We start from the raw sequence: 23,842 nt of genomic DNA, 5'->3' as shown, positions 1-23,842 counted from the left end.
TCGGCGGATTCCCGCGAGCGGGTCGGCGGAACTCGTACCGGAGCGCAGAGCCCCGGGAAGCCGCGTGCAGCACACTGGCGGCATGGACCACATCAGTCAGCCGGAGGAGGCGTCCTCCCGGAGGTTTCCGCCGCGGCCGGAGAGCGTGCCGGCGGCCCGGCATTTCGTGCGGGCCGTGCTCGCCGGGGCCGACCCGGACTCGGTGGAGACCGCCGAGCTGCTGGTCAGCGAGCTGGTGACCAATGCGGTACTGCACGCGCGCACGGAGATCGACGTGTCGGCCCGGGCCCTCGACGGCGAGGTCCAGGTACGGATCGGTGACCGGCGGCCGTGCCGCGCGCCGGTGCCGCAGCGGTCCCTCCCGCACACCGGGCCCGGGCAGGGGCTGTCGATGGTCGAGGAACTGGCGTCCGCCTACGGGGTCGACACCGGTGACGAGCGCAAGGCGGTCTGGTTCGCCCTGCGGCGCGACGAGCGGCCGCCCCCGCCGTCCGGATGGCAGACCACCGCGCCGGCCTGCGGTCCGACCCGTACGGTGACCCTCGTCGACCTGCCGGGCGCGCTCTACATGGCGGCCCAGGGGCACCAGCACGCGCTGCTGCGGGAGCTGACCCTCGCCGCCTTCGCCGGTACGGACACCGGCGTACAGCCGGAAGACCTCGCCGTCGCCCACGACATGAACAACGTGCTCAGCGCCGCCATGACGGCGGCGCTGGAGGAACAGCCGTCGGTCGACCACACCCACTCCCTTAACGTGTCCCTTCCGGCGGACATCGCGCCTGCCGTGCCGACGCTCCGTCAAGTGCTCGATACCGCCGAGGAGCTGGCCCGGGACGAACGCCTGCTCGTCTGGCCGTCGCTTCCCCACAACCGCGTCTTCCGCCAGTGGCTGTTCGACCAGATCACCGGCCAGTTCGCCGGCGGGCCGCCCACCGCATGGACCGTGATCCCCCGCGAGCCGAGCGCCAGCCCCTCGGAGCTGGTGCCCTGGGACGCCAGCCACGCCTGGGCCAGCAGGATCCCCACCATCGCCGCCGACGACGAGAACCGGATCATCGTGGCGAACGGGCCGGCCGCGGACATGCTCGGCTGGCAGACGGGCGAGCTGGTGGGGCAGCGGCTGACCGTGCTCATCCCGGAGCACCTGAGGGAGCGCCACCTGGCGGCGTTCACCCGGCTCCTGCGCACCGGGCAGCCGCACATCCTGGGCCGCTCGGTGCCGCTTCCGGCGCTGCACCGGGACGGCCGGCTGGTTCCCGTACGGCTGTTCATCCAGACCCAGGGCACCGCGGACGGCACTACGGTCTTCGTCGCGCAACTCGCCCCCAGAACGGCCCCTCCCGTGCCCGCGCCGCTGTCACCCGGGGAGAGCCGGGCCGCGTCCCCGGAGCAGTCCGCAGGGCCGGACCTGCCGGAGGGGCCGGAGCGCATTGCGACAGGTGCGGCGGGTGACGCGGCCGGCGGAGCGGCACTGGAGCGCAAACTGCTGGCCGACATCGGGGAATCGCTGAGCAGCACCCCGAACCTGGACGAAGGACTGCAGCGCGTCTGCAAGATCCTCACGCAGCGGCTGGCCGACTGGTGCGTGGTGGACCTGCTCAACGACAGCGATCAGCTGGAGCGGTTCTGCGTCGCGCACCACAGCCCCACGCCGCTGCCGGCCGAGGCGTACGCGGGCAGGCTCCCGCCCGTGACGGGGGTCGCGCGCGGGCCGCTGGCCCGGGTGCTGCGCGGCGCCGGACCGCTGCTGCTCACCGAGCCGCCGGAGCCGAGCGAGGCCAAAAGCCCGCTCGACGCGCACTACGTCGAGCTGTTCGATCGGGTGGGCGCGAACAGCGCCGTCGTCGCACCGCTGCGGACCCGCGGGGCGGTCTTCGGCGCCCTGACCCTCGTCCGTACGGGCCGGAACCGGCCGTTCACCGAGGAGTCCCTGCTCCTGATCGGCGACCTGGTCCGCAGCCTCGCCCTGGGAGTGGAGCACGCGCGCCTCTACCAGGAAACCCGGCACATCGCCGAGCGACTTCAGCGCTCCCTGCTGCCCGTACTGCCCGAGATCGAGCATCTCCAGATGGCTGCCCGCTACTCGCCGTCCTCCACGACCGCGCAGATCGGCGGCGACTGGTACGACAGCTTCGTCGTCCCCGGCGGACAGACCGCCGTGGTCATCGGCGATGTCACCGGGCACGACCTGGAGGCGGCCGTCGCCATGAGCCAGCTGCGCAGCATGCTGCGCGGCATCGCCATCGACCGCGAGGAGCCTCCCGAAGAGGTGCTGCGCCGACTGGACATCGCAAACCACAGCCTGTCCCAGGAGGCCACCGCCACCTGCATCTACGCCCTGGTCACGGGCCCCGCGAGCGGCCCGTGGGAGCTGAAGCACTCCTCCGCCGGGCACCTGCCGCCGCTGCTGACCACACACGAGGGCGACACGCGCTACCTCGACGGGGGTTCGGGCCTCCTCCTCGGCATGGAGCCGGACATGCCCCGCCCCGGCGCCACCGACGCCCTCCCGGCCCACTCGACCGTCCTGCTGTACACGGACGGCCTCATCGAGCGCCGCGACGAATCCCTCGACCACGCCATGGACCGGCTCCGCCGCCACACCGCCGACCTGGCCCGCGAACCCCTCGACGTCTTCTGCGACGAACTCCTCATCGGGTTGAGCGCCGACAGCGCCGACGACATCGCCCTGCTGGCGCTGCGGCCGGTGCCGCGGGGTTGAAGGGACGGGCGAAAGTCTGCATCGCCGCGTGACAGGGGCGTGCTCCTCGGTGCCGGATCAACACCCGCCGTCGACCGCGCCACGCCCGATTCCGTCCCCGCTCCCGGGCCGGCTTCCGGCCCCGCTCCGGTCGCCGCCGCGCCCGTACGGAGCGGGCTTGGCCGGGGCACGGTGCTGTTGCCGGCCGTGGTCTGCGGCGCGGCCGTGGCGAACATCTACTACGCCCAGCCCCTCAAGCTGGAAGGAGATCGGCCGCCGGCCCGACGCGCTGCGCCTGGCTCCCGGGGACGACCGCGACGAGATCCTGATGATCCTCGCGCCCCTCTGACGGTGCGACGTCAGGAAGCTGTCGCAGGGCGGGGGCGGTACACGTACGGGGTCGTGGTGGTCAGCGCGGTGAAGCCCAGGCGCTGCAGGATGGGGCGGCTCTGGCTGGACGCGTCGACCTGGAGGTAGTGGTAGCCGCGCTCGGCGGCGATGCGGGCGCGGTAGTTGATCAGGGCGCGGTAGATGCCGCGGCCGCGCCAGGCGGCTACCGTTCCGCCGCCCCAGAGGCCGGCGAAGCCGGTGCCCGGCACCAGTTCCATCCGGGCCGCACTCACCGGCACGTCACCGGCCATGGCGACGACGGCGACGACCGTGTCCGGCTGCCCGGTGAGTTGCGCGAGGAGCTGCTGCCGGTGGCGGGTGCCGGGTGCCGTACCGAACGCCTGCTCCTGGGCCTGCGCCAGCAGCTCCACACCGGCGGCGTCGGTCACCGGGCGCAGCTCGATGCCTGTGGGGAGTGCACTGGTGATTGGGAGGTCGGCGATCCGCGCGACCATGAGTGTCTCCGGATCCTCGGGGACGAAACCGGCGGCCTCCAGCCGGTCGGCGAGGTCGCCCGGCTGATCGTGGCCGTACAGCTTCCACTCGAACTCCCGCCCGAGCGCGGTGTAGTGGCCGATCTGCTCCGCAATGGCCTCGTCCGCGCGGGACCGGTCCAGCGCGGACCACAGCACCCCGTTCCAGCCGGTGTCCGGGCCGGTCTGGCGCACCACGTCCCCTACCCGTTCGACGTGCGCACCGGGGTCGTCCGGTGGTGCGTTCTTCCTCATCCGGTCGTCGAAAACCGCAAGCATCGCGTCATGGTCCATGCGCGGATGAGATCACCAGGGGTGCGTGTACGGCAATCAGTTATCGGGTGGTGGGCCCGGCGCGCGGCCCGGACGGTCTCGGTCCCCGTGCACGTCGTGTACGTCCGTTCCCGGCCCGCCCCAGCCCGCGAGCACCGCATCGGCCGCCGCGTGCAGGTCACGGGCCGGTGTCCCGTCACACACCTGTGTCGAGATGCCGAGCAGGAACCCGTGGATCATCGCTGTCACGCCTTCCACGTCGGCGTCCTCGGCGAGTTCGCCGACGGCGATGCCCTCCACGACGCGCTCCCTGAAACGCGCGCGGTCCGCGGCCCGGCGCGCTGCCACGACCTTCCGGAACCCGGCCTCTTCCGCCCCGCAACCCTGGACCGCCCCCGAAAGGGCGACCAGGCAGCCGCGGGGGTGAGAGGGGTCGGTCTGCATGTCGATGGACCCGTGCAGCAGCCGGGCCACGGCCTCGCGGGGACTGGGTGCGTCGTCGGACGCGATGTCGGTGACACTGCCCGGCCCGGCGATGTAGTGCTCGACGGCCCGCGCGAACAGCCCTTCCTTGGAGCCGAAGGCGCCGTAGAGACTCGCGGAGGACGGCCTCCATGTCGAAGGCGCGGGGGCGACCGGCGGGTGGCACGGCGGACCTCCTCGTATTTCGGAGTGACTGATCCAGTTCGCTGTGGGGTGGTCGGAGTCGTCGACGGCGGACGGCGGTGGGACTGCGTACCGGCCGCCGGTTGGCCGTATTCGGGCGGGCGCCGGGTCGCGGCTGCCGCGGGGCGGGCCCAGGGTGGGGGGTATGACTGCGCCGATCACCGTGCACCGGCCGTCCGCGAGCGGCGGGCGGCGGGGTTCCGTGCGTACGGCCGGGCTCGACGCCGACCTGGGGGTGGCGTACTCGGACGCCGACGTGGAGGAGTTCCTGCGGCGTGCCGGGCTGCCGGAAGGGGTGGCGCTGCTCGACGACCCGACGTGGGTGGACTGGAGCGGCGATCGCGGGTGGGAGGCCGGGCGGTAATAGGGGGCGGGGTGAGACGTCAGTGTCCTCGTCATCGCTGCCCTCTTGGTAGGGCGCCTGGTAGGACGCCCGGTAAAACAGCAGGCCACTGGAGAGGTGTTGATCAGCCGCCGCCTAGACTCCCCCTGGCACCGGACCGTCGTGGTGCCGTATGACCGTAAGGAGCAGGGGTGTTGGACCAGGGATACCCGGCGGACCGTATCGACACCGGTACGGCGCACTCGGCGCGTGTGTACGACTACATCCTCGGCGGCAAGGACCACTATGCCGTGGACCGCGAGGCCGGTGACGCCATGTGCCGGGAGTGGCCCGCGCTGCCCGTACACATGCGGGCCAACCGCAAGTTCATGCACCGCGCGGCCCGTTACCTCGCCCAGGAGGAGGGCATCGGGCAGTTCCTGGACATCGGCACCGGGCTGCCCACCTCGCCCAACCTGCACGAGGTGGTCCAGGGGGTACGGCCGGACGCGCGGGCGGTGTACGTCGACAACGACCCGATCGTGCTGACCCATGCCCGGACGCTGCTGACCGGCTCCGCCGAGGGCCGGACCGCGTACGTCGACGCGGACATGCGCGACCCCGAGGCCATCATCGGCTCCGCGCAGTTCCAGGAGCTGCTGGACCTGCGGAAGCCGGTCGGCCTGATGATCATCGGGATCCTGCACTTCATGCTCCCGCCCGAGGACCACAGTCTGGTGCGGCGCCTCCTGGAGCCGCTGCCCGCGGGCAGTTTCGTGGCCATGACGATCGGCACCGCCGACTTCGCGCCGCACGAGGTCAACCGGGTCGCCGACGAGTACGCGCGCCGGGGCATGCCCATGAAGTTGCGGACGCGGGCCGAGGCCGAGGCGTTCTTCGCGGGGATGGACCTGGTCGCCCCGGGGCTGACGCAGGTCCACCACTGGCGCCCGGACGCCGACCAGGAGGAGGTCGACGACCGGGACATCGCCATGTACGGGGCGGTCGCCCGCAAGACCGCCTGAACTGATCCGTAGGTCCCCGAAGTCCGTACCGGTCAGCCGGAGGCACACCAGGCCTCCGGCTGCCACACGCCGGAGCGCCGCAGCGACGCGGGGCAGTGCAGGAATATCTCGTCGATGTCGAGGAGCAGGGCGAGCGTGGGGCGCTGCCCCCGGACCGTCATGGCGTCGAAGAACGGCGCGTCGGTCAGGACACGCGCTCTGCCGTTGATACGGAGCACGCCCTTGCTGCCCGGTATCAGATAGAGCAATCCGGCGTGCGGATTCTCCAGGACGTTGTGGAAGGTGTCGGCCCGCCGGTTCCCCGGCCGGACCGGCAGGGCCAGTGTGGCGGCGTCCAGGACGTGGGTGAAGCCGGGCAGGTCGCCGCGCGGGGAGACGTCGCAGTTGCCCTGCGCGTCGGACGTGGAGACCAGACAGAACGGCGACCGGCCGAGCAGGCCGAGGTCGTCCGGCGTCAGCCGCTGACGGACCTTGTGGAGGGGGCGGCGGTCGGAAGGTCTCTCCGGGAGGAAGAAGCGGGAGGGGCGCAGGGGCGCAGGGGTGGTTGGGAAGGGTTACCTTACTTGAGGGCTCGGAGAGGGGTGGCCGGCGGGGCGATTGGCCCGTGGACCTGCGACGAAGCGATTCTGGGAGGCCGGTCGGAAACCACTGGGCGCCGCCGTACGGGGATCGTGCCCCGGCCACCCGGGTGCCTCCGCCGGCATGCGGTGACCGGCGGAAGCGGGTGTGCTGAAGACGTACCCATCTGATTCACGATCCAGGAGCGATCTGCATGCGTATACGTCTCACCCTGGCCGGCGCGGCACTGGCCGCAGTCACCGTCGTCGCGGGGGCACCCGTCGCCGGAGCGGCCGACGACCCCAAGGTGCCGCCGAAGACCAACGGCCAGACCGTCCCCAAGAAGGACACGGCGGCCACCGGCACCCAGAAGGACACGGCCGCCACCGACACCCAGAAGGACACGGCCGCCACGGATACGAAGACCAACATCTCCGATCCGAGCTTCGCCGCGGTTCCCGCGGGCAACCGGGAGCTTGTCGGGCGCATCATGACCGGCCTCGGCTGAGCGGACATTCCCGGCTCCGGGACGCCGGCGTCAGTTCCTTGGCGTCGGCGTCCTTCGGTGTTCGCTGGTGCAGGCGTCCTTCGGTGTGTGGTGCGGGCCGCTGTGCTCGGTGTGGGCGGGAACAGAACGCCGGACCCGTCAGTTCCCTGGGCAACAGCTCTGATGTCTAGGCCACTTGAGGGGACACTGATCGTGAGCAGCGAGGGCCGCTTCGTCGGCAAGGTTGTCATCGTCACCGGCGCCGGCTCCGGCATCGGTGCCGCCACGGCGCACCGTTTCGCACGCGAGGGCGCCACCGTCGTCGCGGTCGGGCGTACGGAGGAGAAGCTGCGCGGGACGGTCGCCGATGCGCCCGACGGCTCGGCCGTCGTCGCGCAGGTGGCGGACATCTCCGACGAATCGGCGGTCACCGTTCTCATCGAAGCGGTGATCGCCGACCACGGCCGACTGGACGTGCTGGTCAACAATGCGGCCGTCGCCACGGGCGGCACCGTGGAGCACACCGACACGGCCAGCTGGCGCCAGATCATGAATGTCGACGTGGACGGCACCTTCTACATGTCCAGGGCCGCGGTGCCGCACCTGCGCGCCGTCGGCGGCAGCATCGTCAACGTCGGCTCGGTCTCCGGCCTCGGCGGGGACTGGGGTCTGGCCGCCTACAACGCGGCGAAGGGCGCGGTGGTCAACCTCACCAACGCCATGGCCCTCGACCACGGGGCCGAGGGCATACGGGTCAACGCCGTACACCCGAGCCTCACCGCCACGGAGATGGCCGGCCCGCTGCTCGCCAACGAGTCCCTGATGGCCGCGTTCCAGCAGCGCATTCCGATGCGGCGCCCCGCCGAGCCCGAAGAGGTCGCCGATGTCATCGCCTTCCTGGCGAGCGACGACGCCCGGTTCGTCAACGGCGTGCACCTTCCGGTCGACGGCGGCCTGAGCGCGTCGTCCGGTCAGCCCCGTATCTTCTGATCTTCTGAGAGGGCGGACGCAGGAGTACGGCGCCCGATCCCTGTTCGGAGATCCCAGCTTCCCGTTCGAAGGCCCCAGCTTCCCGTTCGGAGAGTCCAGTGGCCTCATCTCATATTAGTAATTGCCCGATAGAGCGAATGTAGGGATATCGCTCACCCCGCTTGGGCATCGCGCCAAACGAAGAGTGCTCCCTGCATCCGCCTGGTCGGAAGGCGTCGCGCGAATGCCACCCGTGCCGCCGCCGAGTCCCCGCTGACCGGTGCCTGCTGCGCTCCGGCGGGACGGCTTGTGAAGCCCTCCCGGCCGGACACGGAGGTGCGGGACACCTGCCAAGACGACGGGCGTTCAGCTGTGTAACGCTGCCCGGGTCGCGGCGAAATCCTTGTGAGCGTTCCACGCGTTGGAGGAGGGGGATGGCCGCCGACCGTCGTGCAGCCAACGATGCCCTGCGGGGGCTGCTCTCGGCAGCCGGCTGGACCTATGAAGCCCTGGCCAGGAACGTCAACGCGCTCGGTGCCGAGAACGGCATACGGCTGCGCTACGACCGCACTTCGGTGGCGCACTGGCTGGCCGGATCGGTCCCCCGCCCGCGTACCAGGGAATTGATCGCCGAGGCCTTCACCCGCAAACTCCGCCGGCCCGTTTCCCCCGGGGCGCTGGGGATGGGGAAATCCGCCGCACCTGATGTCCGGGACAGCATCGAGGCGTACGTGCGGAAGGGCGCCGACGGGGAAACGCGCGCGGTGGCGCTGCTGGCCACGCTGTGCGGAATGGACGCCGACCCCGTGCGCCGGCGCCTGGTGCAGCAGTGCGTTTACAACGCCGTGGAAAACGATGCGCCGGTGTGGCCCGGACGGAGTGCTGGAAGCTCCGCCGCCGAGCAGCCGCTGTCGCGGGAAGACATCGGCTGCCCGGGAGACGCCGCGGGGCTGCGCAGCGCCACGGATTTCTTCCGGCGCGCCGGTGACTTCGGCGGCCGCCACGCCCGTTCGGCCCTGGTGTCCTATCTTCACGACGACGTCGTCCCCCGGCTGCACGCGGGAGGCCACGCGAGTATGTACCTTCCGCTGCTGGCCGAGGCGGCACGGCTGGTCCACGTGCTGGCCGGCATGTACGTCGACGACGTACGGAACGGCGCGGCGCAGCACTACCACCGCGCCGCCCTCCTCCTGGCCGCCGAGGCCGGTGACCGTACGACGTACGCCATCGTGCTGCGGAGCATGAGCGGCCACGCCCTCGACCTCGGCCACCGCCGCACGGCCCTGCGCCTGTCGGAGGCGGCCCTTGCTATCGCCACGCCCGACGCGCCCCCGGAAGTCCGGGCGCCGCTGCTGGCTCAACTCGCGCTCGCCCAGGCCGCCACCGGAAACCGTCGCCGCGCGCTGGCCTCCCTGTCGGAGATGGCGCGACAGCAGCAGGAGATGCCCGATCCGCGCACGTCAGGACGCTGCGTACCCGGTGCCTCCGCGGCCGCGCTCGCCTGCCGGAAGGGGCGGACGCTGGCGCTCCTGGGGGACCGGACGGCGGCGGTCACCGCCCTGCGCGCGTCCCTGGAGCAGCGCCCGGCGACCGCATACCTCCCCTGCGCGCTCACCCACGCGCAGATCGCCCGGCTGCTGCTCGGCGACGGCCGGCTGGAGGAGGCGTGCGCGACCTGGCACCGGTTCCTCGACGACTACCTTCACCTGCGCTCCGGCCGCGCCGACCGTATTCTCGCCGAACTGCGCGGGGAACTGCGGGTGCACGCCACGCGCCAACCGGTCCGGTCCTTGTTGCGCCGGGTGGATGCGGTCGTACGGAATTCCGGATGAATGCCTCGCCCGCCGACGCCTGTTGACGTGCCATTGCCGCACAACACGTTCAACACGATGCGGTCGCCGAGTCGGAATGAGGGCCTTTCGGCGCGTGAACCCATGGAGTAACACCGGCCGCCCCGATGGCACGGGGCGGCGCGAAGGTGTCCGCGGCGAGATGGAGCCGTGGTGGGTGCGTCCGGCCGTCGCCGTACGAGGAAAGGCGGAAGACATGGTGAGCGGCCGAGGCCGACTGGTGCCGCGCACCCAGGGTGATCTGATCGGTCAGGAGGCCGCGCAGACTCTCCGGCCGCGTTGTCCGCCCCACGGGACGCGGCCGGAGACCGGGGCACGGCGCGCCCGGAACGTACGACGAGTGATTGGGAAGCCCCGGCCCGTTCTGCGTCGAGTCCGTTCTGCGCCGAGCCCGTTCTGCGCCGAGTCCGCTCCGCATCGAGCCCGTTCCGCATCGATCTCGGGCAACTCCCGGTCACCCAATCCGACTTCGTCCCGCAGACGACGATCAGCGAATTCGAGAGGTTCCACGTCGACGTATCGGGCACCGTTCATCGCATTCGCATTCGCATCCGCATCCGCATCCGTCGTGCCTCTCTGTGGAAAGAACGCGGCGGTCAGAATTCACCGCCCCGCTGTCCGCGATGCCCATGAGCCGGCACCGGCACTGGCACAGGCACAGGCACTGCCCACTCCGTATCAGCCCACGCGCGAAAACCCTTGCCGACTTTCCTCTTCCCTTTCCCTCACCCTTCGTGGAGCGCAAGATGGCCGCAGACCCCGGAGTGCCCACCGTCCCCGTCGCCCCTTTCCGCTGCCCCGGCCGGAGCCTTCAGGACGGCGCCGGCGCGCTGCCGGTCATCGCGCGCGCAGCGCAGATCCGTAACGGCGTCCGCGTCCCCGGCCTCGACGGCGTACCCGCGGCGGTCGAGGCGGCCCTGACGGCATTCCTCGACGGCAAGACCAGCCCGGGTGAAGACGCCGACCTCACCCGGTTCATCGACCTCCTGCGCGGCCTGCTCGGCGCGGGCGGCAAGCGGCTGCGCCCGCTGTTGTGCTGCTGCGGCTGGCTGGCGGCGGACGGAGGTGACCTGGCGCGCGTCGTGCCTGCCGCCGCCTCGCTGGAGCTCTTCCACACGTTCGCCCTCATCCACGACGACGTCATGGACCGCAGCGACACCAGACGCGGGCGCCCCACGGTGCACCGCACGCTGGCCGACGCGGGCAGCGGCCGCCCCGGCCGCACGGACGCCGAACGCTTCGGTGTCAACGGCGCGATCCTCCTCGGCGACCTCGCCATGGTCTGGTCCGACGAACTCCTGCACGCCGGCGGACTGTCCGCCGCGCGGATGGCCGCCGCCCGGCCCGTACTGGACGACATGCGCAGCGAGCTGATGTACGGCCAGTATCTGGACCTGCTCGCCAGCGCGGACCTCGACAGCGGTCTGGACACGTCCCTGGCCGTCGCCCGGTACAAGACCGCCAAGTACACCGTGGAACGCCCCCTGCAACTGGGCGTCGCCCTCGCAGGCGGCGACGAGCGGATGTACGCGGCGTGCAGTGCCTACGGAGTGCCGGTCGGCGAAGCGTTCCAGCTGCGCGACGACGTGCTCGGCGTCTTCGGTGATCCCTCGGTGACCGGCAAGCCGTGCCTGGACGACCTGCGCGAAGGCAAACACACCGGGCTGCTGGCCGTCGCCCTGCGGCAGGCCGACGCCGCACAGGCCCGTACGCTCCGGGCGCTCGTGGGCGACCCGCGCCTCGACGAGGACGGCGCCGCCGTCGTCCGCGGCGTCCTGCGGGCCACCGGCGCGCTCGACACCGTCGAGTACATGATCCGCGAACGCCGCCGGCAGGCCGTCGACTCCCTCGAAAGCTCCCCGTTCCCGTCGGCCGTACGGGCCGCGCTGTACCAGCTCGCCATCGCCGCCACCGTGAGGACCTCATGACGTATTACGGAACCGCCGCATTCCGCTCCGTCGACGTGACCGCGGGCCCCGGCCGGGTCCTGCTCGCCTCGCCCCGCGGCTACTGCGCGGGGGCGGACCGTGCCGTCGTCACCGTGGAGAAGGCCCTGGACCGCTACGGGCCGCCGGTGTACGTCCGTCAGCGGATCGTCCACAACAGGCACGTGGTCCGCGCCCTGGAACACAGGGGCGCGGTCTTCGTCGAGGAGACCGGCCAGGTGCCCGCGGGCGCGGTCGTGGTCCTCCCGGCGCACGGCATCGCCCCGGAGGCCCACACCGAGGCCGCACGGCGCGGGCTCACCACCATCGACGCGACCTGCCCGCTGGTCACCAAGGTCCACATGGAGGCCCGGCGGTTCGCCCGCGAGGGCTACGACATCCTCCTGATCGGCCACGAGGGGCACGAGGAGGTGATCGGCACGATGGGCGAGGCGCCGGAGCGCGTCCACCTGGTGGGCGGCCCCGACGACGTCCCGTACCTCCGGGTCGCGGACGAGGGGCGGGTGGTCTGGCTGTCGCAGACGACGCTGTCGGTGGACGAGACGGCGGTGACGGTCCACGCGCTCAAGGCGCGGTTCCCCGCACTGCTCGGACCGCCCGGCGACGACATCTGCTACGCGACACGCAACCGGCAGGCGGCGGTGCGACGGCTGGCCGGCGTCTGCGATGTGGTGCTCGTGATCGGCTCGCGGAACTCCGCCGGCTCGGCCCGGCTGGCCGAACTGGCGGTCCTGGCCGGCGCGCCCGCTGCCCATCTGGTCGACTGCGCGGAGGAGATCGACCCGGCCTGGCTGCGGGGGATGTCCACCGTGGGGCTCACCAGCGGCGCGTCGGTGCCGGAGATCCTGGTCGCCGAGGCCCTGGACCGGCTCGCCGCGTACGGCTTCGACGACGTCGAAGTCATCCGCGCCGCCGAGGAGCGGCGGCACTTCGCGCTGCCCCGCGCACTCACCCGCCCCTGAGCGGCGCCCGGGAGCCTCCATGGACACGGCCGCCGTCGACCTGCCCCCCTTCTACTGCCCGATCGCCTCCGCCATCCACCCCGAGGCCGGCGAGGCCGAGCGGCGCGCCGTCGCGTGGATCGACCGGCTCGGATTCTGCCGTACCCCGGCCGAGCGCGCGTGGGCGCTCGGCACCTGCGGCGCGGACTTCTACGCCCGGTTCGCTCCCGAAGCCGACCTCGAACGCCTCTGGGTCGCCGTCTGCTGGGTGTACTGGGGGTTCGCCTTCGACGATGCCCGGTGCGACGAGGGAATGCTGAGCAGGGACCCGGCCGCGTTCGCCGCCATGGCGGGCAACGTGCAGCGCGCGTTGGAGATCCCGGGCCCGTGCGCCTTCGGCGACCCGCACGCCGCGGCCGTCCACGACCTGGGCGAGCGCTTCCGGGCCTGCGCGACGCCCGTACAGGTACGGCGCTTCCAACAGGCCCACCGCGCCTGGCTGAGCGGTGTGCAGCGGCAGATCGGCAACCGCGCCCGCGGGCACATGCCGACGCTCGACGACTACCTCACCATGCGTCTGCACGCAGCCGGAGGCGAACCCACCTTCGCGCTACTGGAGATCGCCAACGGCGCCGAGGTGCCCGCCCGGGAGATGGACTCCCCGGCGGTCTGCGCCCTGACCGAAATGGCCATTCTCGTCGCTGCCCTGGACAACGACCGGTACTCCCTCGTCAAAGAGGTCACCCGCCACCAGACCGAGCAGAACATCTTCTCCGTCCTGATGCGGCACGACGGGTCCCCGCCCGCTCGCGCGGTGGCGGACGCCGTGGCGCTGCGCGACCGGGTACTGCACCGCTTCCTGGTCCTGCGCGAGCGGATCCTGCCCCGGGCGAGCGCCGAACTGCGCCGCTGTCTCACGGATCTCGGGCACGGTATCCGCGGCAACATCGAGTGGGGGCTGCGCGTGCCGCGTTACCTGAGTCTGCGCAGTGCCGCCGCGGGGCCGGGCGCCATCTCCCCGCCCGCACACATCACCCTGGCCGACCGCCCGTCCGACCCCAGCGGCGCGCCGCTGCCGCTGCCGTCGGTCGCCTGGTGGTGGGACGACCTCGGGTTCTGAGGGCGGTGTCCATCCGTGGGGTGGTTCCCATCCGTGGGGTGGTTCCCAGCCGTACGGTGATGTCCGCCCGTACGGCGATGTCCGGCCGCCGCCGGGTCACCGCCGGTCCGTCCCCCGCTCCGGGCGGAAGAGCACCCACAGCAGGAAGGGGCCGCCGAGCACGCTGGTGACCACGCCGACGGGGATCTCGACGGGGGCGATCACCCGGCCCAGCGCGTCGGCCCCGGCGATCAGGGCGCCGCCCACCAGCCCCGAGGCCAGGACGGGTACCCGTGACCGGCCGCCGAGGCGGTCGGCGAGCACGGGCGCGGCCAGCGCGACGAAGGCGATGGGGCCGCCGATGCCCGCGGCCGCGCCGGAGAGCACCACCGCGAGGGCCAGCGCCAGGGCGCGGATCCGGCGGACGGGCACGCCGAGCCCGGCGGCCGTGTCGTCGTCGAAGCGCAGCAGTTGCAGCCGGTTCCCGGCGGCGAGGGCGAACGGGAGCAGGACAAGCAGGACCAGCAGCAGCGGTGTGCCGACCGACCAGTCGCGCCCGCTGAGGCTGCCGACCGTCCACAGGAAGACGCCGCCCGCGGTGTTGTCGTTCTGGCGGGACATCACGAGGTCGGTGACGGCCCCGACGACGGTCGAGACGCCGATGCCGACGACGAGGACGCGGTGGCCCCGGTGGCCCGCGCCGCCCGCGCACAGCACGACCAGCGCGGCGGCCAGCACCGCGCCGACGGGCCCGAGCCACCACTCGCCGATCATGCCGGTGGACGAGCCGACGACGGAGGCGACGACGGCCGCGGTGGCGCCCTCGTTCACGCCGATGATGTCGGGGGTGGCGAGCCGGTTGCCGGCCAGCGTCTGGGTGAGGCAGCCGGCGATGCCCAGCGCCGCGCCGACCATGACGCCGACGGCGATCCGCGGCAGCCGGAAGTCCTGGACCAGCATCACCGTGGCGGGGTCGCCCGTACCGAACAGGCCGGAGAGCGTCTCGGAGAAGCCCATGCCGGTGGAGCTGGCGAACGTGCCCAGCGCGATGAGGACCAGGATCAGCGCCGCCAGCGCCACGGCGACCAGCGAGCCGCGGCGCGGGAAGAGCCAGGAGAAGGCACCGGTCCGCAGGACGAGGCTGTCGGGCGGGGTGACGTCCGGGACCATGTGCGGTGCGGAAGGCGGAGTGACGTGCGGTGTGGGGGAGGGGGGAGGGACGGCCGCCCGGCTCTCCGCCGTCGGGTCCGTCATGCCGTGCCTCCCGCCGTGGACAGCCGCCGGGAGCGGGCGATCCAGATCAGCAACGGCCCGCCGACGAAGGCGAGGAGGACGCTCACGGGGGTCTCCCAGGGGCGGATGGCGACGCGGGCGAAAATGTCCGCCGCGATCATCACGTCGGCGGCGATCAGGGCGGAGAGGGCGAGCTGCGCGGCCATGCGCGGGCCGGTGACGGCGCGGGCGGCGTGCGGGGCCAGCAGGCCGAGGAAGGCGATGGGCCCGGCGATCGCCACCGCCGACCCGGCCAGCAGCGTCACCGCCCCGGCGACGACCACCCGGATCAGGCCCGGGCGGTGCCCCAGCGCCCGCGCGCCGTCGTCACCGAGCGCCAGCGCGGCCAGCGGCCGGGCGGAGCCGAAGGCGACCAGCAGGCCGGCCACGATGAGCGGGATCAGCGGGTAGGTGTCGGAGGTCTTGATGCCGGCCAGGGAACCGATGGTCCAGTAGCGGAAGGTGTCGAAGGTCGACTGGGTGCTGAGCAGGACGTAGGAGGTCATGCCGTGGAAGGTGGCGCCGAGCGCGGAGCCCGCCAGCACCAGCCGCAGCGGTGACGCCGCGGCCCGGCCCGAGGCGGCCAGGAGGAGGACCACCGCGCTGGCGGTCATGCCCCCGGCGAGCGCCCAGCCCAGCAGTGCGTACGAGGACTGCACCCCGAAGTAGGTGAGGCCGATGACGACGCCGAGCGCAGCTCCCGAGTTCACGCCGAGCAGTCCGGTTTCGGCCAAAGGGTTGCGGGTGACGGCCTGGAGGAGGCAGCCCGCGGCGCCGAGGGAGATGCCGACGAGGACGGCGGCGAGGGTGCGCGGAAGCCGTACGTCGAGGACGGCGAGCCGGAGTTGGGCGTCGGCGCGCGCGGACGGGTCGCCCATGAGGAAGTCCCAGGCGCGGGCGACGGGGCTGGAGCCGGTGCCGATGAGCAGGGACAGCACCGCCAGGACGGCCAGCAGCACGGTCAGGGCGACGGCGGCGGTCAGGAAGCGCCTGCCGGGTCCGGGCGGCCGGGACAACGGGGGCTCGGTGCCGCCCACGGGGGCCCCGGTCTCTTGCGCAACCAACATAAGGTTAGCCTAACCTAAGGCTCGATCGGGGCTTCTGTCGCCCGACAGGACCGAACGCCTTGGTATTTCCGGCATGCCCCGAAACAACCGTTCCGTCAAACGCCGCTCCGGCGCCGGACTTCACCTCTCGGAGACTACAGACATGTCCACGCACTCCTCGCCGCGCGTCCGCCTGACCGTGGCGGCCGCCGTCACCACCGCCCTGGCGCTGGCCCTCACCGCCTGCGGAGGGGACAAGGACAGCGGCGGCTCGGAGAAGGCGAAGACCGGCGACGGCGGCAAGGTCACCGTCACCGACGCCACCGGCGCCGAGGTCGAGGTGCCCGCCAAGCCGGCCAAGGTGGTCGCGCTCAGCGAGATGGACCTCGACTCCGCGCTGGCGCTCGGGGTCAAGCCGATCGGCCTCACCGCGGGCCGCGGCCAGAAGGGCGCCCCCGAATACCTCGCCGGCCGCGCCGCGGACATACCGGTCGTCGGCGCCGTCACCGGCCCCGACATCGAGAAGGTGCTGCGCGCCAAGCCGGACGTCATCCTGGCCGGGCAGCTCGCCGACCAGAAGGTGCTCCAGCAGCTGAAGGCCATCGCGCCGACCGTCGTCACCATCGGCAAGGACAAGGACTGGAAGAAGGCGCTCGACCTCACCGGCCGGGCCCTCGGCAAGCAGAACGAGGCCAAGCGCTTCGTCGCGGGCTACGACGCCAAGGCCGCCGAGCTGAAGAAGAAGCTGGGGGCGCACGCCGGCGGCACCGTCTCCGTCGCCCGCTACTCCGCCAAGGGCACCGCCGTGATGCAGCAGGGCGTCTTCATCAGCGACGTCCTGAAGGACCTCGGCTTCAAGCGGCCCGGCATCCAGAACGAGCGCGGCCAGGGCCACTCCACCCCCATCAGCGACGAGGACATCAAGCAGATCGACGGCGACTGGCTGTTCATCGGCACCCTCGCCGCCAAGGGCAAGGACGCCGACCTGTTCGCCGAGCTGAAGAACAAGCCCGCCTACCGGCAGCTCGGCGCCGTCCGCGACGGCCACGCCACCGAGATCGACGGTTCCAAGTGGACCAGCCTCGGCGGCGGTCTGGCGGCCATGTCCGTCCTGGAGGACATCCAGAAGGCCATGGCCGGGTAACGGACGGCGCCACCACCGGCCGGGACAGCGCCCGGCCGGATGCCCGCCCCGCGGCCGTCCGCCGACGTACGGCCCCTTCCCGGCCGGCCCCACCACCCCACCGGCCACACGCCCAAGGAGAACGACACGCCATGGCACTGACCATCGACCACCTGCGCGCGGACGTCGCCGACGTGCTCGGCGAGGACCCGGCCGACATCCCCGTGGACGAGAACCTCGTGGACTACGGCATGGACTCGGTCCGCATCATGGCGCTCCTGGAACGATGGCGGCGCGAGCACGACACCCGGGCCGGCTTCGTGGACCTCGCCGAGCAGCCCGCCATCGAGGCGTGGGCCCGCGTCCTGGGCGTCGCCTCGTGACGGCGCTGCTCGACACCGGCGCGGACACCGGTGCGCACCACGGCACGGGCACCGGCGCGGACGGCCGCGGCACCGCCGAGGGCCTGCCGCTGACGGCCGCGCAGACCGGCCTGTGGTACGCGCAGGCCCTGGACCCGGCGAGCCCCGCGCAGAACACCGCCGAATACCTGGAGATCCACGGGCCGGTGGACCCGGCGCTGTTCTCCGACGCGCTGCACCAGGTGGTCGCCGAGGCCGACGCGCTGCGGGTCCGGATCGTCGAGACCGACGACGGCCCCCGCCAGCTCCCGCTGACCACCGGCCCCGCGCCGCTGCCGCTGCACCTGGCGGACCTGCGCGCGGAGGACGACCCCGACGGCGCGGCGCGCGCCTGGATGCGGGCCGACCTGGCCGAGCCGTTCGACCTGGCCGCCGGGCCGCTGTTCGCGCACGCGCTGTTCCGGGTCGGCGAGGACCGCTGGCTGTGGTACCAGCGCGTCCACCACGTCGTCATGGACGGCTTCGGCTACTCGCTGCTGGCCCGCCGCACCGCCGAGGCCTACACGGCGCTCGCGGCCGGCGAGCCCGTCGGACCGAGCCCCTTCGGGCGGCTGGCCGACCTGGTGGCCGACGACGCCGCGTACCGCGCCTCGGACGCGTACGAGGCCGACCGGCGGCACTGGAACGAGGCGTTCGCGGACCGGCCCGAGGCCGTCAACCTGGCCGGGCGCACCGCCCTGCCCTCCCGCACCCACCTGCGCCGCACCGCGCACCTGGGTCCCGAGGCCACCGACCGGCTCAAGGAGCTGGCCTCCTCGGTCCGTGCCACCTGGCCCGACGTGCTGCTCGCCGCCCAGGCGCTGTACCTGTCCCGGGCCACCGGCGCCGAGGAGGTCGTCCTCGGGCTGCCGATGATGGGCCGGATGGGCTCGGTGGCGCTGCGCGTCCCCGCCATGGTCATGAACGTACTGCCGCTGCGGCTGACCGCGCCCCCGGCCGCCACCTTCGCCGAACTGACCCGCCAGGTCGTCCTCGGCATCCGGTCGGCCCGCCGCCACCAGCGCTACCGGTACGAGGACATCCGCCGCGACCTCGGACTGCTCGGCGCGGACCGGGCGCTGGTCGGACCGCTGGTCAACGTGATGCCGTTCGACTACGGCCTGGACTTCGCGGGCGCCCCGGCCACCGCGCACAACCTGTCCACCGGCCCGGTGGACGAGCTGACCGTCAACGTCTACGACCGCGCCGACGGCCGCGGCCTGCGCCTCGACTACGACGCCAACCCCGCGCTGTACGAGGAGGTCGATCTCGACCGCCACCAGGAACGGTTCCTCGACCTGCTCTCCCGGCTGGCGCACGCCGACCCGCACGAGCCCCTGGGCGCGCACGGCATCGCCACGGCGGCCGAACGGACCCGGGTGCTGGAGACGTTCAACGCCACGTCCCGTCCCCTGCCGCCCACCACCCTCATCGGCCCCATCGAGGCCCAGGCCCTCCGCACCCCCGGTGCCATCGCGCTGGTCCACGGGGAGACCGCGTGGACCTACGCCGAACTCGACGCCCGCGCCAACCGGCTGGCCCGTCACCTGGCGTCCCTGGGCGTGCGCCCCGGCGCACTGGCCGCCGTCGCCGTACCGCGCTCCGCCGACCTCGTCCTCGCCCTGCTCGCCGTACTCAAGGCGGGTGGCGCCTACCTGCCGCTGGACCCCGACTACCCCGCAGACCGGCTCGCGTACATGCTCGACGACGCCCGGCCGGTGTGCGTGATCACGGACCGGGAGGACCGCGTACCCGGCGACGGGCAGGTGCCGGTGGTCGTCCTGGACGGCCTCGACCTGACCGCGTACCCCGGCACCGTCCCGCCGCGCCCGCTCACGCCGGACCACCCCGCGTACGTCATCTACACCTCCGGCTCCACCGGCCGCCCCAAGGGCGTCGTGGTCGGCCACCGGGCCATCGACAACCGGCTGCGCTGGATGCAGGGGCAGTACGGTCTGGAACCGGGCGACCGGGTGCTCCAGAAGACGCCCTCCGGCTTCGACGTGTCCGTGTGGGAGTTCTTCTGGCCGCTGCGCCAGGGCGCCACGCTGGTCGTCGCCGACGCCGGCGGCCACCGCGACCCCGCCTACCTGGCCCGCGTCATCCGCGAACAAGCCGTCACCACGTGCCACTTCGTCCCGTCCATGCTCCAGGTGTTCCTCGCCGAACCGGACGCGGCGGCCTGTACGGGGCTGCGCCGGGTGTTCTGCAGCGGCGAGGCGCTGCCGCGCGAGACGGCCCGGGACTTCGCGACGGCGCTGCCCGGCGTGGAACTGCACAACCTGTACGGCCCCACCGAAGCGGCCGTCGACGTCACCCACCATGCCTGCGCGCCCGACGACCAGGGCCCGGTGCCTATCGGAGCACCCGTCTGGAACACCCGCCTGTACGTCCTGGACGCGGCCCTGCGCCCCTGCCCGCCCGGCGTCCCCGGCGAGCTGTACCTCGCCGGGACCCAGCTCGCCGACGGCTACCTGCGGCGGCCCGGCCTGACGGCGGCCCGCTTCGTCGCCGACCCGTACGGGCCCGCCGGCAGCCGGATGTACCGCACCGGCGACCTGGCCCGCTGGACCGACCACGGCGAACTGCTCTATCTCGGCCGCACCGACCACCAGGTCAAACTGCGCGGCCAGCGCGTCGAACTCGGCGAGATCGAGGAGGCGCTGGCCGCCCTGCCCGGCGTCGGCGCGGCCTGCGCGGTGGTGCGCGAGGACCGGCCCGGTGACCAGCGGCTGACCGGCTACGTCACGCCCGGGAGCGGTGACGACGCGCCCCCGCCCGACCCGGAGGAACTGCGTGACGCGCTCGCCCGCACGCTGCCGGAGCACATGGTGCCCAACAGCGTGCTCGTGCTGGGCGCGTTCCCGCTCAGTCCCAACGGCAAGCTGGACCGCAAGCAGCTCCCGGCCCCTGCCTTCACCACGGGAGAAGGCCGCGCCCCGCGCACCCACCGGGAGGAGACCCTGACCCGGCTGTTCGCCGAGGTGCTGGGCCTGCCCCGGGTCGGGGTGGACGACGCGTTCTTCGACCTGGGCGGCACCTCACTGCTGGCGGCCCGCCTGATGGCGCGGATCCGCGACACGTTCGGCGCGCAACTGGCCATCGGGGCGCTCTTCCAGGACCGTACTCCGGCCGCGCTCGCCACCCGCCTGGACGGCGACGGGGCGGGCGGTGACGCCCTGGACGTCCTGCTGCCGCTGCGCCCGGCAGGCGACCGCGTACCGCTGTTCGTGCTGCACCCGGCGGGCGGCATCAGCTGGTGCTATTCGGGCCTGCTGTCCCGGCTCGATCCGGCGCAGCCGGTGTACGGCCTGCAGGCCCGCGGCCTGGCCCGCGACGAACCCCTTCCGGCGACGATGGAGGAGATGGCCGCCGACTACGTACGGCAGTTGCGCACCGTCCGGCCACATGGCCCCTACCGGCTGCTCGGCTGGTCCGTGGGCGGCGTCCTGGCGCACACCGTGGCCGTGCAGCTCCAGGAGGCGGGGGAGGAGGTCGAATTCCTCGCCCTGCTGGACGCCTACCCCTCCGACCAATGGCGCGACCAGGCCGTACCCGAGGAGGCCGACGCGCTGACCGCCCTGCTGCGGATGGCGGGCTTCGAGCGGACGCACGAGCTGACGCGGGAGGACGTCCTGGAGACGCTGCGCCGCGAGGGCAGCGCGCTGGCCGGGCTGTCCGACCGGACGCTGTCCGCCGTCGTGGACATCGTCGTCAACAACGCCCGCCTCATGCGGGAACACCGGCACCGGGTGTTCACCGGCGACGTGCTGTTCTTCACCGCCGCCGCCCCGCGCGCCGAGGACTGGCTGACCCGCGAGGCGTGGACGCCGTACGTCAAGGGCGAGCTGGCCAACCGCGACGTGGACTGCCTGCACCCGCAGATGACGCAGCCGCGCTGGATGGACGGGATCGCGGCGGTGGTCGCGGCGCGTCTGGACGCGCTGGGCTGCTCAACGGTGCCGAACCGTACGGGCGTTGACGGTGGCGCGGCTCCGGGTGGGGCCCCTGCCCGTAGTGCGCAACTTAGGTAAGGCTAAGCTAACCTGTGATCGTGCCGAGGGGATGCCCCCGGCCTCCCTCCCGCCTGCCTCTCCACGAGGAGTGATGACCATGAGCGCCCTCAAGTCGCCCCAGTCCCGCCGCCTTTCCCGTCCCCTCGTCCGCCGCGCCACGGCCCTCGCCGTCGCCGCGGGCAGCGTCCTGGCGGTGAGCGGCACCGCCGTCGCGCACGACCGGCACCCGCACGGCGGGACCGCGCACCAGGCGCCGTACCGCGTGGACACCGCCCAACTGGCCACGGGGCTCTACCAGTCGGCCTACTCCGGGCGGCACCACGTGCTGTGGGCGACGACCGCCGTGGGCCGTCCCCCGGTCACCCAGTCCAGACTGCTGAAGGTCGACCCGAAGTCGCTCAAGGTCAAGGCCGCGTACACGCCGCCGGTCACCGACCAGGCGACCGGCGCGGTCGAGGCGGTCTACGGCGTGGCCGTCGACGATGAGCACGACACCGTGTGGACCACCAACACCCGCAACAACTCGGTGGCCGTCTACAGCCAGCGCACCGGCAAGCACCTCGCCACCCTGCCCAGCGTCGCCCACGCCCGCGAGATCGTTGTCGACAAGCGCCACGACCTCGCCTGGGCAAGCGGCTTCGGCGACGGCTCGGTCGTCGCCTTCGACACCCGTACGTTCAAGGAGAAGAAGCGGGTCAAGGTCGAGGGCGCGGGCACCGCCGGACTCGCCGTCGACACGCACACCGGCACCGCCTACGCCACCGACCTGACCAACGACCGGATCATCGCGGTCAGCCCGTACAAGACCGAGCCGCGCTTCATCCCCACCGGCGACGCCCCCATCGGCATCGACCTGTCCGCCGACGGCCGCACCGCCTACACCGCCAACCAGGCCGCGGGCACCCTCTCCGTCGTCGACCTGCGCAAGGGCACCGTCACCCGGACCGTCACCACCGGCGCCGGCGCGATCTCCGTCGCCGCCGACCACCGCTCCGGCCGGGTCTTCGTCGCCAACCGGGGCAGCGGCACCACGACCGTCGTGGACCCGAAGAAGGGCACCGTTCTGGCCGACCTGGCCACCGGCCCCAACCCGAACCACGTCACGGTCCGCCGCGGCACGGCCTACGTCGTGGACAAGTCCGCGGCCGGCGCGGACCGCGTCGACTCGATGCACCGCATCAGCCTCACCCGCTCGCGCTGAGGTCCGGGCCGGGCGGTGGCAACCGCCCGGCCCTTCACCGCTGCCGGGTGTTACCCGTCAGCTGATCGCCGAGGGAGCTGCGCCGGTACAGGACCTGCCGTCCGTGGCGTGCCCGTGCGACCAGTCCGGTCGCGTGCAGGACGCGCAGGTGCTGCGACACGGCACTGGGCGTCACCCGGAGGCGGCGGGCGAGTTCGACGGTGGGCAGCGGCTCCTCCAGGAGGGCGAGCAGCCTCGCTCTGGGGGCGCCGAGCAGGGACGCGAGAGCTTGCGTGTCGGTGGTGGGCGCCGCCGTCCAGAGCGTCCCCACTCCGCGGCTGGGGTAGACCAGCGACGGGGGCGCCTCCGGGCTGACCGGCGGCGCGGGCTTGTGGGCGAACACCGAGGGCAGCAGGAGCAGTCCCCGGCCCGAGGCCGCCGCGTGGTGCCTGCTGATCATCTTGTCGATGTGCAGCACGCCGTTGCACCACCGCAGGTTGGGGTGCATGTCGGCGAACAGCAGACGGGCGCCGCCCATGGCCAGTTGCCGAGCGCGGTAGGTCATGTCGGCTTCCACCACGAGCCGCAGCTGCGGCCACCACGGCCGCACGGCGATCTCCCAGTAGTCCCGCAGGAGATCACAGACGGTGTCCCGCAGCCGGACGACCGGCGCGTCGCCGGCCGAGGCGGCATCGCGCAGCGCTTCGGGGAGCGGGTCCGGCGCGTGGGTGGCGAGCAGGTCGCGGCGCACCTCGTCCGGGGGAGTCGCGCGGACGCGGGCCAGTTCCTCTTCGAAGGCCGGGGCGAAGCCCGCGGGCCTGGGTGTCAGGAAGTCCGGCAGCGTCAGCCTGCGCGCCACCAGGGACAGCAGCAGCTCCGTGTCCATCGTGCCGAGGCGGCCGAGCACGGACCGGCGCCACGGGAGGTGCAGCGCGAAGAGGCCCGGACTGTGCAGGACCCGCAGGCTGAACACGGTTTCGCTCAGGGGCGAGATGGCGAACCGGGTGTCCGCGAGGTCCTCGACGCCGAGCGCGAAGCTGATCATTAAGCCATACGCTACATCAATGGGCGCCGGGCCGACGGTGCCGTGGACTGCGGGCCATG

At 72.8% G+C, this 23,842-nt stretch carries 19 protein-coding genes; 13 read left to right on the top strand and 6 right to left on the bottom strand.

What is annotated here, in order from left to right:
• Positions 1–82 precede the first annotated feature (82 nt).
• Positions 83–2,722: a SpoIIE family protein phosphatase gene (locus IH45_RS0107890; RefSeq protein ID WP_030663530.1), complete on the top strand. Its 2,640-nt coding sequence runs from the start codon at positions 83–85 to the stop codon at positions 2,720–2,722.
• 338 nt (positions 2,723–3,060) lie between these two features.
• On the opposite strand, the gene IH45_RS0107885 is transcribed toward IH45_RS0107890, so the two are convergent.
• Both IH45_RS0107885 and IH45_RS0107880 read right to left on the bottom strand, forming a co-directional pair.
• The gene (locus IH45_RS0107885) at positions 3,061–3,858 is read right to left on the bottom strand and encodes a GNAT family N-acetyltransferase (RefSeq protein ID WP_030663529.1); all 798 of its coding nucleotides are present in this window, start codon (positions 3,856–3,858) and stop codon (positions 3,061–3,063) included.
• A 36-nt stretch (positions 3,859–3,894) separates the two neighbouring features.
• Positions 3,895–4,665, bottom strand: a complete 771-nt coding sequence (locus IH45_RS0107880) for a TetR/AcrR family transcriptional regulator (protein WP_234440453.1) — start codon at positions 4,663–4,665, stop codon at positions 3,895–3,897.
• On the opposite strand from IH45_RS0107880, the gene IH45_RS0107875 reads away from it, so the two are divergent.
• Together IH45_RS0107875 and IH45_RS0107870 are read left to right on the top strand one after the other, a co-directional pair.
• A complete protein-coding gene (locus IH45_RS0107875; RefSeq protein ID WP_030663527.1) occupies positions 4,649–4,867 on the top strand; it encodes a hypothetical protein in 219 nt (72 codons plus the stop codon). The two genes, IH45_RS0107880 and IH45_RS0107875, sit on opposite strands and share 17 nt — an antisense overlap.
• A 173-nt stretch (positions 4,868–5,040) precedes the next feature.
• The gene (locus IH45_RS0107870) at positions 5,041–5,850 is read left to right on the top strand and encodes an SAM-dependent methyltransferase (protein ID WP_030663524.1); all 810 of its coding nucleotides are present in this window, start codon (positions 5,041–5,043) and stop codon (positions 5,848–5,850) included.
• A gap of 32 nt (positions 5,851–5,882) precedes the next feature.
• Here the strand turns inward: IH45_RS0107870 and IH45_RS0107865 are convergent, their stop codons facing one another.
• Positions 5,883–6,380, bottom strand: coding sequence for an MSMEG_1061 family FMN-dependent PPOX-type flavoprotein (locus tag IH45_RS0107865; protein WP_030663522.1), 498 nt, complete (start codon positions 6,378–6,380; stop codon positions 5,883–5,885).
• 242 nt (positions 6,381–6,622) lie between these two features.
• Between IH45_RS0107865 and IH45_RS1000000148635 the strand changes: the two genes are divergently transcribed.
• The 6 genes from IH45_RS1000000148635 to IH45_RS0107835 all read left to right on the top strand — a co-directional run bounded on the left by IH45_RS1000000148635 (position 6,623) and on the right by IH45_RS0107835 (position 13,721).
• Complete coding sequence (locus tag IH45_RS1000000148635; protein WP_030663519.1) at positions 6,623–6,916, top strand: hypothetical protein; 294 nt, start codon at positions 6,623–6,625, stop codon at positions 6,914–6,916.
• Between the two features lie 192 nt (positions 6,917–7,108).
• Complete coding sequence (gene budC / locus IH45_RS0107855) at positions 7,109–7,885, top strand: meso-2,3-butanediol dehydrogenase (protein ID WP_030663516.1); 777 nt, start codon at positions 7,109–7,111, stop codon at positions 7,883–7,885.
• 413 nt (positions 7,886–8,298) lie between these two features.
• Positions 8,299–9,696, top strand: a complete 1,398-nt coding sequence (locus IH45_RS0107850; protein WP_050514629.1) for a hypothetical protein — start codon at positions 8,299–8,301, stop codon at positions 9,694–9,696.
• A gap of 764 nt (positions 9,697–10,460) precedes the next feature.
• Positions 10,461–11,642, top strand: coding sequence for a polyprenyl synthetase family protein (locus IH45_RS0107845; RefSeq protein ID WP_078897336.1), 1,182 nt, complete (start codon positions 10,461–10,463; stop codon positions 11,640–11,642).
• On the top strand, positions 11,639–12,622 hold the full coding sequence (locus tag IH45_RS0107840) for a 4-hydroxy-3-methylbut-2-enyl diphosphate reductase (RefSeq protein ID WP_050514628.1): 984 nt from the start codon (positions 11,639–11,641) through the stop codon (positions 12,620–12,622). Before IH45_RS0107845 ends, IH45_RS0107840 begins: the two co-directional genes overlap by 4 nt.
• 19 nt (positions 12,623–12,641) lie before the next feature.
• The gene (locus tag IH45_RS0107835) at positions 12,642–13,721 is read left to right on the top strand and encodes a terpene synthase family protein (protein ID WP_030663498.1); all 1,080 of its coding nucleotides are present in this window, start codon (positions 12,642–12,644) and stop codon (positions 13,719–13,721) included.
• A 96-nt stretch (positions 13,722–13,817) separates the two neighbouring features.
• Here the strand turns inward: IH45_RS0107835 and IH45_RS0107830 are convergent, their stop codons facing one another.
• Together IH45_RS0107830 and IH45_RS0107825 are read right to left on the bottom strand one after the other, a co-directional pair.
• Entirely contained in the window at positions 13,818–14,954 is a 1,137-nt protein-coding gene (locus IH45_RS0107830) for a FecCD family ABC transporter permease (protein ID WP_050514627.1), read from the bottom strand.
• Positions 14,951–16,039, bottom strand: a complete 1,089-nt coding sequence (locus IH45_RS0107825) for a FecCD family ABC transporter permease (protein ID WP_234440452.1) — start codon at positions 16,037–16,039, stop codon at positions 14,951–14,953. The genes IH45_RS0107830 and IH45_RS0107825 overlap by 4 nt, the downstream gene beginning before the upstream one ends.
• A gap of 142 nt (positions 16,040–16,181) precedes the next feature.
• Between IH45_RS0107825 and IH45_RS0107820 the strand changes: the two genes are divergently transcribed.
• From IH45_RS0107820 to IH45_RS0107805, 4 genes are all read left to right on the top strand, one after another.
• Positions 16,182–17,162, top strand: a complete 981-nt coding sequence (locus IH45_RS0107820) for an ABC transporter substrate-binding protein (protein WP_030663491.1) — start codon at positions 16,182–16,184, stop codon at positions 17,160–17,162.
• A 131-nt stretch (positions 17,163–17,293) separates the two neighbouring features.
• Positions 17,294–17,524 (top strand): phosphopantetheine-binding protein, encoded by a 231-nt coding sequence (locus tag IH45_RS0107815; RefSeq protein ID WP_030663488.1) that lies wholly within the window; start codon positions 17,294–17,296, stop codon positions 17,522–17,524.
• Positions 17,521–21,576, top strand: coding sequence for an amino acid adenylation domain-containing protein (locus IH45_RS0107810; RefSeq protein ID WP_394298661.1), 4,056 nt, complete (start codon positions 17,521–17,523; stop codon positions 21,574–21,576). The genes IH45_RS0107815 and IH45_RS0107810 overlap by 4 nt, the downstream gene beginning before the upstream one ends.
• Positions 21,577–21,655: 79 nt before the next feature.
• Positions 21,656–22,759: a YncE family protein gene (locus IH45_RS0107805; protein ID WP_030663482.1), complete on the top strand. Its 1,104-nt coding sequence runs from the start codon at positions 21,656–21,658 to the stop codon at positions 22,757–22,759.
• Positions 22,760–22,793: 34 nt separating this feature from the next.
• Here the strand turns inward: IH45_RS0107805 and IH45_RS0107800 are convergent, their stop codons facing one another.
• Positions 22,794–23,783 (bottom strand): ArsR/SmtB family transcription factor, encoded by a 990-nt coding sequence (locus IH45_RS0107800; RefSeq protein WP_030663478.1) that lies wholly within the window; start codon positions 23,781–23,783, stop codon positions 22,794–22,796.
• Positions 23,784–23,842 lie beyond the last annotated feature (59 nt).

This window comes from Streptomyces rimosus subsp. rimosus (assembly GCF_000720725.1).
In the GTDB taxonomy this organism is placed as follows: Bacteria; Actinomycetota; Actinomycetes; order Streptomycetales; family Streptomycetaceae; genus Streptomyces; species Streptomyces rimosus_A.
This window is presented reverse-complemented; position numbering and strand designations above follow the sequence as displayed.

Coding starts and splice junctions, on each gene's coding strand:
- IH45_RS0107815 (WP_030663488.1), top strand. CDS start 17,294: ATGGCACTGACCATCGACCACCTGCGCGCGGACGTCGCCGACGTGCTC.
- IH45_RS0107825 (WP_234440452.1), bottom strand. CDS start 16,039: ATGTTGGTTGCGCAAGAGACCGGGGCCCCCGTGGGCGGCACCGAGCCC.
- IH45_RS0107845 (WP_078897336.1), top strand. CDS start 10,461: ATGGCCGCAGACCCCGGAGTGCCCACCGTCCCCGTCGCCCCTTTCCGC.
- IH45_RS0107890 (WP_030663530.1), top strand. CDS start 83: ATGGACCACATCAGTCAGCCGGAGGAGGCGTCCTCCCGGAGGTTTCCG.
- IH45_RS0107800 (WP_030663478.1), bottom strand. CDS start 23,783: ATGATCAGCTTCGCGCTCGGCGTCGAGGACCTCGCGGACACCCGGTTC.
- IH45_RS0107875 (WP_030663527.1), top strand. CDS start 4,649: ATGACTGCGCCGATCACCGTGCACCGGCCGTCCGCGAGCGGCGGGCGG.
- IH45_RS0107820 (WP_030663491.1), top strand. CDS start 16,182: ATGTCCACGCACTCCTCGCCGCGCGTCCGCCTGACCGTGGCGGCCGCC.
- IH45_RS0107885 (WP_030663529.1), bottom strand. CDS start 3,858: ATGGACCATGACGCGATGCTTGCGGTTTTCGACGACCGGATGAGGAAG.
- IH45_RS1000000148635 (WP_030663519.1), top strand. CDS start 6,623: ATGCGTATACGTCTCACCCTGGCCGGCGCGGCACTGGCCGCAGTCACC.
- IH45_RS0107835 (WP_030663498.1), top strand. CDS start 12,642: ATGGACACGGCCGCCGTCGACCTGCCCCCCTTCTACTGCCCGATCGCC.
- IH45_RS0107850 (WP_050514629.1), top strand. CDS start 8,299: ATGGCCGCCGACCGTCGTGCAGCCAACGATGCCCTGCGGGGGCTGCTC.
- IH45_RS0107805 (WP_030663482.1), top strand. CDS start 21,656: ATGAGCGCCCTCAAGTCGCCCCAGTCCCGCCGCCTTTCCCGTCCCCTC.
- IH45_RS0107830 (WP_050514627.1), bottom strand. CDS start 14,954: ATGACGGACCCGACGGCGGAGAGCCGGGCGGCCGTCCCTCCCCCCTCC.
- IH45_RS0107840 (WP_050514628.1), top strand. CDS start 11,639: ATGACGTATTACGGAACCGCCGCATTCCGCTCCGTCGACGTGACCGCG.